The organism is Cryobacterium sp. BB307 (genome assembly GCF_012274275.1).
In the GTDB taxonomy this organism is placed as follows: domain Bacteria; phylum Actinomycetota; class Actinomycetes; order Actinomycetales; family Microbacteriaceae; genus Terrimesophilobacter.
Map to the genome: position 1 here is coordinate 138,111 of NZ_JAANZA010000002.1, position 13,246 is coordinate 151,356.

A 13,246-nucleotide genomic window follows, 5' to 3' on the forward strand; every position below is an offset into this window, starting at 1 on the left:
GGGTGACCCGACACCTGGCAAAAACCCGACGAAGGCGGCCCAGCAGGAGCGATTGCTTTTGCTGGGCCGCTTGGTGTGTTCTGATGGGAATGGTCCGTCAAGAGGAAGACATCGTGGTCGAACTTGTCAAGCTGGTGGAACGTGGCATCGAACTCGTCAGCGCGGCCGAGAGACCGGACCTCCTGCGGCGGCTCGAGCACACCCGTGAACGGCTGGCGGACTCGAGCACACGAGTGATCGTCGTCGGTGAGTTCAAGCAGGGCAAGAGCCAGCTGATCAACGCACTCGTCAACGCACCGGTATGCCCGGTGGACGTCGACATCGCCACAGCGGTGCCCACCGTGGTCAGGCACGGAGACACACCATCCGCACGGATCCTGATCACAGGGGGCGAAAACGGCTCAGGCATGGGCGAGCGCGCCATCGAGACTCGGCCGATCAGCATCGACGAACTCGCGGCACACGTTTCTGAAGGCGGCAACCCCGGCAACAAGGGGCAGCTGATCGCGGCGGAGGTCTTCCTTCCGCGCGAGATTCTCGCAGGGGGACTGTCGCTCGTCGATTCGCCCGGCCTCGGCCGGCTCGATCCCGCCCACTCGCTCACCACGCTGACGGCACTGCCCACGGCGGATGCGATGCTGCTGGTCTCGGATGCATCTCAGGAGTTCACCGAGCCGGAGATCCAGTTCCTCCGTCAGGCGTTGCGCGTGTGCCCCAACGTCGCGTGTGTTGTCTCCAAGACCGACCTGTACCCGAACTGGCGGATGGTGGCCGAGATCAACCGCGAACACCTCGACAAGGTCGACCCGGAGATTCCGCTCTTCCCCGTCTCATCGGAACTTCGGCTGCACGCGGCCCGCCTGGCGGACGAGGAGCTCAACACGGAATCGGGCTTTCCGAGTCTGGTTGCCTATCTGCACACGGAGATCCTGGGCAAGGTCGAACGGATCCAGCGTCGCTCCGTCGCGTTGGACCTGATCTCGATCACGGAGCACCTGCGGCTGTCGCTTCAGGCAGAGCTCAGCGCACTCGAGGACCCCGAAGGCATGCCACAGATGATTGCCGGACTCGAGGCGGCCAAGAGCCGCGCCAACGACTTGCGTCGACAGTCATCCCGCTGGCAGACAACGCTGAACGATGGGGTCAGCGACCTGATCTCCGACATGGAGCACGACCTCCGTGACCGGATGCGAAGCGTGCAGCGGGACGCGGAACAGGCCATAGACGAAGCCGATCCCGGACCGGTGTGGGACGAGACGGTCGAGTGGCTGGATCAGAGGGTGGCCGCCGCGGTGTCAGACACCTTCGTGTGGACTAACGAGCGCGCGCAATGGCTTTCCGAGCAGGTGGCCCAGCACTTCGTGCACGACGAGGTGCCGCTCCCGGTGCTGAAGGTCGATAACACCGACGAGGTCCTCGACCCGGTGCAGGAGGTGAACGAGCTCGACCGCGGGCGACTGACCCTCTTGCAGAAAGTGTTCATCGGAATGCGCGGTTCCTACGGTGGGGTGCTGATGTTCGGGCTCCTCACCGGTGTCATCGGCATGTCCCTGATCAACCCGATCTCCGTCGGCGCCGGGATCCTCATCGGAAGCAAGGTGTACAAGGACGAGCAGGAGGCGCGGCTCAAGCGACGACAGTCTGAGGCCAAAGCACTCGTCCGCAGCCATATCGACGATGTCGTATTCCAGGTGGGCAAGCAGCTCAAAGACCGACTGCGACTCGTGCAACGCCAGACCAGAGATCACTTCATCGACATCGCAGCCGAGCACCACAGGTCGCTGGAGGAGTCGGTGTTCGCCGCGCAGAAGTCGGCGGCAACCTACAAGGTTGAGCGCGAGCAGCGGATCACGCAGATCAAGGCGGAGTTGGCTCGGGTCGACGACCTTCGCAAGCGGGCAGCTGCGCTCGAGCCGAAGGTGGCTGGGGCAGCCCAATGATCGACGAACCAAGCACGATGGTGGCCGAGCTCCTGCAGGACACTATCGCGGTCTATCACGACGACCCGCAGGCGCAGGAGACGCTTCAGCATCATGCGCGCCGGCTCGAGGAGCCGCTGCGCGTGGCTGTCACGGGCATGGTCAAGGCGGGCAAGTCAACGCTGATCAACGCGATCATCGGGGAGGAGCTCGCGCCAACCGGCACGGCGGAGTGCACCCGCATCGTGACCTGGTATCGCTACGGTGACACGCCCAGGGTCACCATGATTCCCCGCAAGGGCGAACCGCGTCTGCTTGCGGTCAAGCGCGTCAACGGATTGCTGGACTTCGATCTGCGCGGCGCACGAGCCGATGAGGTGGATCGGCTGGTCGTGGACTGGCCCAACAGCAGTCTGCGCGACATGACCCTGATCGACACCCCTGGCATCGCCTCGCTGTCGGGAGATGTCTCCGCACGCTCTACCGACATCCTCATCCCGGACCGCGGATCGTCGGCGGTGGATGCACTCGTCTACGTGATGCGCCACCTGCGAGAGGCGGATCTGACGTTCCTGGAGTCGTTCCGCCGCATCAGCGCGAGTCAGCCGGGTGCCATCAATGCCCTCGCGGTGATCTCCCGGGCGGACGAGATCGGGGCGGGCCGCATTGACTCGTTGCTCGCCGCCCGCGACATTGCGAAGCGCTATCGGAATGACAGCACCCTCGGTTCGGTGGCCATGGGCATTGTGCCGGTTGCCGGGCTGCTCGCACAGACGGCCAGAACCATGCGGCAGGCTGAATTCGCCATACTGCTCGAGCTGTCCAAACTTGATCGCGCAGAACGGGAACGGATGCTGCTGTCGGCGGACAGATTCATCCGGTCGCCCGACCACATCTCCGCGGATGCTGAGGCGCGGGCGGCCCTGCTGGACCGCTTCGGGATCTTCGGCATCCGCTTGGCCACGGTGCTCATCAACAGCGGCACGACCGAACCCACGGAACTGGCTCACGAGCTGGCCCGGCGCAGCGGCTTGAACGAACTGGTGAGCCTGGTTGCTGGTCAGTTTCAGGTTCGGGCGGACCATCTCAAGGCGTACAGCGCGATGGTGGGAGTGGAAACCCTGCTGCGCGAGCGCCCGCATGCCGGAACCGAAGCAGTGGCGGCATCACTTGAGCGCATTCGCGTTGGTACTCACGAGTTCCGCGAACTCCGGTTGCTCGCCGCGTCGCGGACCACTGGATTGAACCTGCCCACCGGCCTGGCCGCGGAGGCGGAACGACTCATCGGTGGCACGGGAGTCGCGCCATCCGATCGACTGGGATTGGCTCGCGAGGCCTCAGCCGACGACATCCGCTCCGCGGCGCTGGCGTCGCTGGCGCGGTGGCACGCGCATTCCGAGAACCCGTTGAACGACCGAGCCACCACCGAGGTCTGTCAGGCGGTGGTGCGCAGTTGCGAGGCCATCCTTGCGCGGTTGCCTTAGTTCAGCGCATCCGTCCGCTGTGCCCGTGCTGGCCCCGGAACCATCCTGACGCCCCGGGGAGCAGGCTGCAGACGAACCCCGCACCGGCCAGCACGAATTGGGCGATCAACAGCAGCCAGAGGTACAGGCCATTGCCTTCGGGCGGAATGAGCACGGCGTCGGCGAGCAGCACGGCGCCGGCGTTGAGGACGAGCAGGAACAGCAGTGCCCATCGGGCTCCGCCGTGTCCACGCAGCATGACGCTGAGCATGATCGCCTCCAGCACGAAGACCAGGGCGAGGATCCCCAGGGCACCCCAGAACACGAGTAGTGACAGCGCATCAACGGTTTCGGCAGCGCGCGTGGCATCGAGCTCAGTGATCAGCTGCTTCAAGCGGTCGATCTGGTCCGCCCGGTAGATGAAGATGAAGAAGCCGGCGATCAGCCCCAGGGCGAGACTTGCCAGCCACAGCCAGCGGGCAGCCAGCAGCATTCCGGTCGGCGGGCTGAGGCGCCGCACCGGTGCTGGCGTCGAATCGGACATGCCCGGCCGCGGTGGGCGGGCGTGCGCTGAGGCGGGTTGGTCGGCTCCCGGTTCGCGAGACATGGTGCGTAATCTACCCTCGCCCTCTGCGAGATCAGAAGAATCCACACTGCTTAGCAGGAATGAGGCGTACCCTGTGCCGCGCACAACAACGGTGGAGCCTTCGAGCTTGGAGCAAGCATGCGAACACTTGTGGTCTACGAGTCCCTGTGGGGGAACACCGAGAAGGTCGCACGCGCCATCGCCGACAGGCTCGGCCGGTTGGGTGCGGTGGATGTCGTCGATACGGACGCCGCGCCGAAAGTCGTCACGGGTTACGACCTGGTCGTCGTCGGCGGCCCGACCCATGCCTTCTCGATGAGCCGCCCCAGCACGCGTGGCGACGCAGTGAAGAACCATTCGGCACCGCACGAGCCCAAGCGCGGCATCCGGGAATGGCTGAACGCGGTGGAGCGCTCTGCGATCAAGGTTCCCGCGGTCGCGTTCGATACCCGCGTCGACAAGCCGCGCCTGCCCGGCTCTGCCGCCAAGGCGGCACGACACGAGCTGCGATCGCTGGGCTTCGACACCTCGATCAAGCAGAAGACCTTTCGCGTGCACGACTACGCCGGCCCGCTCCTCGACGGCGAGGAGCAGCGCGCTGCCGATTGGGCCGACCAACTGGTCAAGCAGACGATGCGGTGATGGAGTTCATTCGGCTCGCCTCGATGTCTAGACGCGAAGCTTCCATCGCACTGACGGACGCAAGATCACGACCGCATAGATCAACCACCCGACCCCGTGCAGCATGAAGATCGCGTACTGGTGTGCGGATCCCGGCTCAACGTTGCCGAGTCGGAACGTCAGGTCGTAGACACTGTGCAGGAGGATCGGGATCCACAGCGACCTAGTGCGCAGTCGCATCGCCGAATAACCGAAACCTGCCATGGTGGAGAACGCCACCTGCAACAGGGCGGTGTACCAGGGTGATCCGAGGGCGAGGTTGGTGAGGTGCATGAGGCCGAACATCGCGGACGAGATGCCGACGGCCGGCCAGATGCCTCGTGGCTGCAGTAAACGGAGGAAGACACCACGGAATGCCAGCTCCTCGCTGAACCCGGCCAGGGCGACAGAGGCGATCGCGAGCACAACCGTTGAGACGCCAGCCACTCGGAAGCCGGCAAAGAACCCGAACAGGATCGTGAGCACCGGGAACGACAGCGCTGCCAGATCGCGCCACGACGGCCAGCTCATCATGCCGATGGCGCGCCAACCGGTCATCGCCACAAACGGCACAACCAGCAGGGTGATGAGCGCCTGAAGAGCGACCTGCAGAGTCGCGAGACCGCCGGGGCCGGACGTCAGCTGTGGCCAGAGCGCTTTGGCCGCAATCGCGATTCCGGTTACGACCACCAGGTACGAGCACCACAGTGCGACCGGGTAGCGCAGCGCGCGAAACCGAACAGGATGCTCCCACAGGTCTGCCGTCATAGCGTGTCCGAGACGGTGAACAGGTAGTCGTCCGGGGACCAGGATGCGGCAACCCTCGTCTTCAGGTCGGCGCCAAGACGCTGATAGAAGCGATGGCCGTCCACGTTCGTCAGGCTGGCGCTCCAGACGACAGGAAGGCGATCCGGGGCTGCAAGCCCCGCGACGGCCGCCATGAGCACCTGTCCAACTCCGCGATTTCGGGCAGCCTCCCGCACGTACAGATCGTCCATGGCGAGAACGTCGCCACCGAGCCACAGGCTCAACCGCCGAACGGTGGATGCGTATCCGACCGCGCCAGGGCCGTCACTGGCAATCACAACCCTGACATCATCGCGACTCAGGAGCCTCTTCCAGCCGTCAACGGTCACACGGACGTCGTCGAGCGAGTCTTCGTGAGCAGCGAGTTCCAAGACAAGCGCATGCAGGATTTCGGCGTCGACTGGGCAGGCGAGGCGCGTGCGGACTTCGGTGAGGTGGCCAGACATTCGTGGTTCCTTTCGTGGGTGCTCCGTGACGATCCTCAACCACGCCCGCCTGATTCGCGCCGGTGATTCCACCGGGTAATCGCCTGTGCTCCGATAAGATTTGCCCGTGCTTCTCGGGCGGGACACGGAGCGGGCGATGATCGCCCAAGTGCTCAATCGTGCCCACGATGGGCACGGCGGCGCCCTGGTCCTTCATGGTGAGGCGGGCATCGGGAAGTCGGCTCTGCTCGACTCCGTGGGTGAGGACGCTCGCGACGTGACCGTGCTGCGCACTGCCGGAATCGAATCCGAGAGTCCTCTCGCGTTTGCCGCGCTACACCGACTGCTTCAACCCCTGATGGCCGGGGTCGCGAGTCTGCCGGGTCCGCAAGCACACGCTCTTGGTCAGGTGCTGGGTCTCCAGGCGCCGAAAGAGGCAGGAACCGAGCGTTTTCTGGTGTTCCTCGCCGTGCTCACCCTGATCAGCGAAGCCGCGGAGGGGCGTCCGGTGGTGTGCATCATCGATGACGCACATTGGCTGGACGAGGCGTCAGCCGCCGCGCTCCTCTTCGTCGCACGGCGAATCGACGTTTCGGCAGTCGGGATGCTTTTTGCAGCCAGAGACGGTGGCCCGCGGCGCTTTGACTGGGAGGACCTGCCGGCGCTGTCGATACAGGGACTGCCCGAGGACGCGGCAGGCGAGCTGCTCCTGCACGGAACTGCAGGCATAGAGATCGCCGTGGGCGTTCGGCAGGAACTCATTCGACGAACTGGAAGGAATCCGCTCGCTCTCGTCGAACTGCCTGGTGCGCTCTCGACTGAGCAGCTTGCCGGACTGGAACCGCTTCCCTCGCATCTTCCTTTGACCGACGGCCTCGAGCGGGTGTTTCTAGACCGGTATCGGAGCGTTCCCGCCTCCGCTCAGGCTTTCGCCCTCGTAGCCTCTGTGGACGACTCTGGAGATTCTGCGATTGTCCGCGACGCGGCCCAGCGGCTTGGCGCTGTCGACGGCGAGGATGATGCGGTTGGCGCTGGGCTCATAGTGACAACTGGCACGCGGGTTCACGTGCGGCATCCACTGGTGCGCTCCGCCATCTACCTGGCCGCACCCGACGAGCAACGCCGGCGCGCGCATCTAGCCCTTGCAGAGGCACTTGAACTTCGCGGTGAGACCGACCGTGCGACCTGGCACCGGGCATCCGCCCAAGTTTCCCCGGACGAACCGATTGCCGCGGACCTCGATGCGATCGCCCGCCGGTTCCATCAGCAGGGAGGTCACGAGGCCGCATCAGCGGCGTGGGAACGTGCCGCGACGCTGAGCGAGGAGGGGGAGCTCGCCGCTACCCGCACGGCAGCGGCAGCGATGGCAGCGTGGCTGGCTGGCAAGCCAGACAGAGCGAAGTTCCTGGCACAGTCAGCGCGTGCGCGAAGCACCGACCCGGCGACGATTGCGCAAAGCGATCGGCTGCGCGCCTTCGTGGAAATGAATTTCGGCTCGCCGACTCTGGCGCACGGGATCCTCGCTCACGCCGCCACTGAAGCGGCCGCTTCGGGTCACCTGAGCGTCGCGGGAGAACTTGCGATGATCGCGACGACCTTGGCCGCGTTCGGGGCCAGCTCGGGCGCAACCATCGCCGTTGGGGACTTGCTTGCCGTGTCTTCGCCAGACGACGGTGCAGCTGGGCAATCCGCTCTGCTCCTCTCCATGGACCACTACACCCATGGTCGGCTGGAGGCAGCCGAGAGCGAGCTGCAGCGTGCCCTCCGGCTGCGAGTCGGACTCACCGACCCCGACCTGCTCGCCAACGTCGGCGTCGCCACGCTGTTGCTCGGCGATGACGAGCAGGCGTTGCGATGGCACGATATCCAGCTCGACCAGGCTCGGCTTCAGTCATCTCCCATTCGCATCCTTCATGCGCTCACCCGCAGGGCTATCGCCCAGCTCTCTACGGCGCAGTGGGACGAACTGAGTGCCGCCGCCGACGAGGTGTCGCAACTTGCGGGCATCACGGGGCAGCAGAATCAGCGGCTGCTTCCCAGCGCACAGATCCTCGTCGTCGGCGCCTATCGCGGCGAGGACACCTTCGAGCCGCGCGCCGAACAACTGCAAGCACTCCTATCCACAGAGCGTGCAGGAGTGCTCGACCGGATGATCGCGGACACCTTCTCTTGGGCCCAGGGAATCCGACGCAGCGCACAGGACGCCGTTGCGGCTGCCCACTACTTCGACCGCATTGTCCACCCGATGCTGCGTCGGGCAGCGTTCTACGACATTCTCGATGTGGCGATCCAGGTGGGAGATACCAAGACCGCGACAGCTATCACCGATGACATGGCGCGCTTCGCCGCAGCGACGGGCCACGCTTGGGCCGCGGCCGCTGCCGGGCATGGCCGTGCATTGCTCGCCCACTCAGACGCTGACGCTGAGTCGCACTTCGAGGAAGCGCTGGCCCACCATGCCGGCAGCAGTCGCCCGTTCAACCATGCACGCACCCGCCTCGCTTATGGCCAGCAGCTGCGCCGGGCTCGTCGTCGGGTCGATGCCCGGGGGCACCTGCGCGTTGCTCTTGCTATCTTCGATGGGCTCGATACCGGCCCCTGGTCTGGTCGCGCCGCGGAAGAGTTGCGTGCCTCCGGGGAGACCGCTCGGCGCCGCGGCGCGGACTCGGCGGAGCGTGTCGCCCTGACCGCTCAGGAACTGCAGGTGGCCAGACTCGTGCAGCAGGGACTGTCGAACCGGGATGTCGCTGCGCGCCTGTTCATCAGCCCGCGCACCGTCGACTTCCACCTGCGGAACGTGTTCGCGAAGCTTGGCGTCAGTTCACGTGGAGCGCTCGTCGGGCAGAACATCACACAACCGACCTAACGAATACCGGTGATTTGGCCGGTGCGACAGCCCATCGGTCACCGGGAACCTTGCAGACATGCAAGCCACCATCCTGCTTTTCGACAGGTTCACCGCACTCGAGGCGGTCGGCGCGCACGATGCGCTAGCCGGCACACCCAAGATGGACGTCACGTTCATCGCAGAACGCGTTGGTCCGATCCGCGACGACACTCGACGCCTGCAGCTCACAGCTGACGCGGCTCTCAGTGAGTTCCCGCATCCGGACATCGTCGTATTCCCCGGCGGCCCAGGCGCCCAGCAGCACCTGGTCAATGGCACCGTTCACCAGTGGCTTCGCGCGGCCGACTGCCGGGCCCAGTGGATGCTCGCGATCGGCTCGGGGTCCACTGTCCTTGCGGCGGCAGGACTGCTGCGTGGCGTCTCGGTCTCGGCGACCGACACGACGGGCCGCTTGCTCCGTGAGCACGGCGCCCGCCCCGCTACCCAGGCGGTCGTCATCGACGGCAAGTACGGGACTGCCGCCGACGGCGCCGACGCAGGCGTTCTGATCCGAAACGTTCTTCACCGCCGATTCCACCCACCGCATCATCCCATCGAAAGGAACTACACGTGATCGAAGCACGAAACCTCACGAAGACGTACGGTGACAAGACCGTCGTCGACGACATCACCTTCACTATCCAGCCGGGGCGCGTGACCGGGTTCCTTGGCCCGAATGGTGCTGGGAAGTCGACAACCATGCGCATGATCCTCGGTCTTGACACACCGACGAGCGGGTCGGTCACGGTGGATGGACGCCATTACGGCCAGCATCGTGCGCCGCTCCAGGAGGTCGGCGCACTCCTCGACGCCAGGGCTTTCCATCCCAGCCGCAGCGCACGCAACCACCTGCTCGCCATGGCTACCACCCACGGCATCTCGGCCCGACGTGTGGACGAAGTTCTCCAGCTGACCGGTCTGGCAGAGGTCGCAGGCCGTCGGGCTGGAAACTTCTCGCTCGGAATGGGTCAACGTCTCGGCATCGCCGGCGCCCTGCTCGGAGATCCGAAGAGCGTCATCCTCGACGAACCGGTCAACGGTCTCGACCCGGATGGAGTGCTGTGGGTGCGGCATCTGGCAAGGACACTTGCTGACGAGGGCCGCACGGTGTTCCTCTCGTCTCACCTCATGAGCGAGATGGCGCAGACGGCCGACCACCTCATCGTCATCGGACGAGGCCGAATCATCGCGGACGCCCCGATCGCCGACATCCTCGCGGGCGGGGGACATCGCACCCTCGTTCGCGTCGAACAGCAGGAGCTCCTTCAAGCGGCGGTCGTCGCAATGGGGGCGACCGTCCAGACGGGGGACGATGACGAACTGCTGGTCGCCGGCTTGGAACCCCGCGAAATCGCCGGTGCGGCACTCGACCGTGGCCTGCTCATCTATGAACTGACACCGCAACGCGCCTCTCTCGAAGAGGCCTACATGGAATTGACAAGAGACGACGTCGAGTACCAGTCGCTGGCGCTCACGGGAAAAGGAAACTGACCGACATGACCACAACACTCGAAGCTCAACAGAACCCTGCAGCTTGGACCAAGGGTCTCTCCTTCTCACGGATCGTGCGATCCGAGTGGGTGAAACTCCGCAGCCTGCCCTCCTCCTACATTCTGGTCGCGTCCTCGGTCGCGGCCATGGTGGGCGTCGGAATGCTCGGCGCAGGGGGGATGATCCTTTCACAGCGCGACGGTCAGCCCGTCGCGACCCAAGCCATCCAGTCGATGCCGATGGCCGGACTGTCGTTCGGTCAACTCCTTCTCGCTGCGCTGGCGGTGCTCCTGGTCAGCTCGGAGTTCGGCACGGGGATGATCCGCCCGACTCTGACCGCCGCGCCGATGCGAACCGGTGTGCTGGCAGCCAAAGCGCTGGTCGCGGCCGGAATCGGTGCTCTGACCGGTGCAACCGCAGCGTTCCTGAGCTACCTACTGATCCAGCCGATCCTTGCTCAGGAGGACTTGGACTATGCCCTCGAGAACCCCCGCATGTACGGCCTGCTGCTGGCAACCGGCGTGTACCTGGCGTTGGCAGCGGTCATCGCCGTCAGCATTGGTGTACTTCTCCGGAACTCGGCAGGAGCCATCGTGACGGTGATCGGGCTGCTGTTCGTTCTGCCCACCGCTTTGTCGATGATTCCCGGTGGGGTGGCGGCGGAAATTCTCCGCTACCTTCCGTCGGAAGCGGGATCCCAGTTCATGGCCGCCGAGATCGCCGACGGTGAGCTGACGCGGCTCGAAGGCGCCCTGGTCATGACTGCCTGGGCGGTTGGCTTCGCCCTCACAGCCGCCCTCGTATTCCGCCGCCGCGACGTCTGAGCGAAAGCTACAGGGATCAACGATGAATGGCCGAATCGCCAGCACAACAAGCCGGATGACTCTTGTGCTCCTGGTCGGTGCGCAGTTTGTGGTGATGCTTGACACTTCGATCGTCAATGTCGCACTGCCGACCATCCAAGACAGGCTGGGGCTGAGTCACACCGGAGCAGCGTGGACGGTGAACGCATACTTCCTCGCGTTCGGCGGGACTCTGCTGCTTGGCGGGCGGCTCGCCGACACGCTCGGGCGGCGCCGACTGTTCACGCTGGCGGCGGTCGCCTTCACAGTGGCTTCGGTGGGCGCCGCCCTGGCGTCCACCGAGGTCATCCTCATCGCTGCCCGAGCCGCTCAAGGTCTTAGTGCCGCCGTGCTTAGCCCCACTGCGATGTCGATCCTGCTCGCCTCCTTCCCGGGGAACACCCGGGGCAGGGCGATGAACGCATGGGGCGCCGCATCGACTCTGGGCGGGGCGATCGGAGTCCTCGTCGGTGGCGGCGTGACAGCCGCGTGGGGCTGGTCGGCCGTCTTCTGGATCACGGTGCCTATCACTGCCATTGCCGCGCTCAGCACCCGACGGCTCATTCCCGCCGATACGTCGACAACTAGGCAGCGGACTCCCATCGATATTACAGGCGCAGCATCCGTCACCGCCGCTGCGCTGTCACTCATCTACCTGGCAGTGAGCGTTCCGGTGCAGGGATTCGGCGCACCGGGCACAATCGTTGCGTCGATTGGAGGAGTCGCCGCGATGGTGGTGTTCTGTCTCGCGGAACGTCGAGCGGCCGATCCAATCCTGCCGCTCGTTCTGTTCCGATCCCGAACGGTGTCGCTTGGACTCGTCGTGAGTCTGCTTGGCGGCGCTGCGCGTGCATCGTCCTTCACAATCGCCGCTCTCTATCTTCAACAAGTGATGCGGATGGATGCCGGAACCGCTGGGCTAGCGATGGTGCCCACTTCTGTGGCGGGCTTCGTGGTGACGATAGTTGGCCTACCGCGCGCCCTCCGGAGGCTTGGAGCTCGCGTGACAGTCACAATCGGATTGGTGGTGCTCGCCGTTGGGCATGCCTGGCTGTCCTCCGCCTCGAACTGGGTCCACTACACCGCGGGTGTGTTGCCCGGACTGCTCTTGATCGCCGTCGGCGTCGCGCTGAGTTTTACCCCAACCACGATACTGATCGCGGACGCTATGTCGTCCGAGCGCCCCGGCCTTGCCGCAGGGATGGCGAGTGCGTCGTCGCAGATTGGCGCAGCGCTCGGCGTGGCCGTTCTCACTGCGTCGATTGTGGCCCACGCGGGACCGCAACCGGTGCTCGGGGCGTCCGCGTTGAGCGAGGGCTTCAAGCACGCGTTCCTGAACGCTGCCGGGATCGCGACAACCGCGGCTCTGCTTGCGCTCTCGCTCGTAATTGCCAATCGAGAGCGGCCGGTGTTCGGCATGAATCGGCTTCGGCCCGTTAACGCCGCGTCCCTCCCGGAATAATCACGGGAGGGACGCGAACTCTTCTGATCGGTTAGACGCTGACGGACTCTGACTCTGCCGCCGGCGCGGACGCCGCCTTGGCCGTCGAGACCAGGCCACGCGCGCGGTTGAACAGGTGGTAGGTGACCACCCACGCGCCAAGCCCGACGAGCACGTGGAAGCTCACGATGATGGTTGCAGCCATGGAGTCGGCGGGCGCGTCCGGGTTTACGAAGAGCCCCGCGAGCATGAACAGCCCGGGCTGAAGCAGGATGAGCACAAGAGGCAGCGCTGAGAGCGCGATCGTGCGACCGCCGGCCTTGATGAAGAACGACACGATCAGCAGCAACAGCGATGCGACCGTCAGCACGTAGCGACCGTTCATGCCGTGGAAGCTGAACAGCTCATCGTCGGGGTTGGAGAACACTCCGACGCCGGCCAGGTAGAACTGCACGGTCAAGGCGACCAGCAAAATGACAGTGAGAACAAGGTAGACAGAACGCACGGTGGATCTCCTCAGGTTCGGGTGGATTCGGCACCGACTCCTGATCGGTACCTCCATGACCGCCTCGGAGACTACCTTCGAATGACCCTCACTAGTGGGTCCTAGCCTCGATCCGGCACCCTAGTTCTATCCCTAGTGATTGGTGCCGAGCCACGAGTCGAGCACGGCGCTGGGAGATTCGCCTTGCGCGGGTGCACCTTCCGCGCGCGGGTCAAATTCG

12 protein-coding genes are annotated in these 13,246 nt (G+C 65.1%); 8 read left to right on the forward strand and 4 right to left on the reverse strand.

The genetic code is table 11. The features are described 5' to 3' along the window. Window positions 1-113: 113 nt before the first annotated feature. On the forward strand, window positions 114-1,940 hold the full coding sequence (locus HGK58_RS07945) for a dynamin family protein (RefSeq protein ID WP_349236172.1): 1,827 nt from the start codon (window positions 114-116) through the stop codon (window positions 1,938-1,940). Continuing rightward, window positions 1,937-3,403, forward strand: coding sequence for a dynamin family protein (locus tag HGK58_RS07950; RefSeq protein WP_168627057.1), 1,467 nt, complete (start codon window positions 1,937-1,939; stop codon window positions 3,401-3,403). The genes HGK58_RS07945 and HGK58_RS07950 overlap by 4 nt, the downstream gene beginning before the upstream one ends. A gap of 1 nt (window position 3,404) precedes the next feature. Here HGK58_RS07950 and HGK58_RS07955 read toward each other — a convergent pair whose 3' ends face one another. Next, window positions 3,405-3,989 carry a hypothetical protein gene (locus tag HGK58_RS07955; protein WP_168627058.1) on the reverse strand — a complete coding sequence of 195 codons (585 nt, stop codon included), beginning with the start codon at window positions 3,987-3,989 and terminating at the stop codon, window positions 3,405-3,407. A 117-nt stretch (window positions 3,990-4,106) separates the two neighbouring features. On the opposite strand from HGK58_RS07955, the gene HGK58_RS07960 reads away from it, so the two are divergent. Next, a complete protein-coding gene (locus HGK58_RS07960) occupies window positions 4,107-4,610 on the forward strand; it encodes a flavodoxin domain-containing protein (protein WP_168627059.1) in 504 nt (167 codons plus the stop codon). A gap of 27 nt (window positions 4,611-4,637) precedes the next feature. Here HGK58_RS07960 and HGK58_RS07965 read toward each other — a convergent pair whose 3' ends face one another. Both HGK58_RS07965 and HGK58_RS07970 read right to left on the reverse strand, forming a co-directional pair. Then, on the reverse strand, window positions 4,638-5,396 hold the full coding sequence (locus HGK58_RS07965; RefSeq protein ID WP_168627060.1) for a CPBP family intramembrane glutamic endopeptidase: 759 nt from the start codon (window positions 5,394-5,396) through the stop codon (window positions 4,638-4,640). Then, on the reverse strand, window positions 5,393-5,881 hold the full coding sequence (locus HGK58_RS07970; RefSeq protein ID WP_168627061.1) for a GNAT family N-acetyltransferase: 489 nt from the start codon (window positions 5,879-5,881) through the stop codon (window positions 5,393-5,395). Before HGK58_RS07970 ends, HGK58_RS07965 begins: the two co-directional genes overlap by 4 nt. A 106-nt stretch (window positions 5,882-5,987) precedes the next feature. Here HGK58_RS07970 and HGK58_RS07975 point away from each other — a divergent pair, with 106 nt between their 5' ends. Genes HGK58_RS07975 through HGK58_RS07995 form a run of 5 tightly spaced genes read left to right on the forward strand, consistent with a single transcriptional unit; the run spans window position 5,988 to window position 12,542 of the window. Next, the gene (locus HGK58_RS07975) at window positions 5,988-8,726 is read left to right on the forward strand and encodes a LuxR family transcriptional regulator (protein WP_168627062.1); all 2,739 of its coding nucleotides are present in this window, start codon (window positions 5,988-5,990) and stop codon (window positions 8,724-8,726) included. Window positions 8,727-8,784: 58 nt separating this feature from the next. Further along, the gene (locus tag HGK58_RS07980; RefSeq protein ID WP_168627063.1) at window positions 8,785-9,321 is read left to right on the forward strand and encodes a DJ-1/PfpI family protein; all 537 of its coding nucleotides are present in this window, start codon (window positions 8,785-8,787) and stop codon (window positions 9,319-9,321) included. Further along, window positions 9,318-10,238 (forward strand): ABC transporter ATP-binding protein, encoded by a 921-nt coding sequence (locus tag HGK58_RS07985; RefSeq protein WP_168627064.1) that lies wholly within the window; start codon window positions 9,318-9,320, stop codon window positions 10,236-10,238. Before HGK58_RS07980 ends, HGK58_RS07985 begins: the two co-directional genes overlap by 4 nt. Window positions 10,239-10,243: 5 nt before the next feature. Further along, window positions 10,244-11,062 carry an ABC transporter permease subunit gene (locus HGK58_RS07990; protein WP_168627065.1) on the forward strand — a complete coding sequence of 273 codons (819 nt, stop codon included), beginning with the start codon at window positions 10,244-10,246 and terminating at the stop codon, window positions 11,060-11,062. 55 nt (window positions 11,063-11,117) lie between these two features. Further along, window positions 11,118-12,542 (forward strand): MFS transporter, encoded by a 1,425-nt coding sequence (locus tag HGK58_RS07995; protein ID WP_168627066.1) that lies wholly within the window; start codon window positions 11,118-11,120, stop codon window positions 12,540-12,542. Between the two features lie 31 nt (window positions 12,543-12,573). On the opposite strand, the gene HGK58_RS08000 is transcribed toward HGK58_RS07995, so the two are convergent. Continuing rightward, a complete protein-coding gene (locus tag HGK58_RS08000) occupies window positions 12,574-13,026 on the reverse strand; it encodes a DUF6220 domain-containing protein (protein WP_168627067.1) in 453 nt (150 codons plus the stop codon). Window positions 13,027-13,246: the final 220 nt, after the last annotated feature.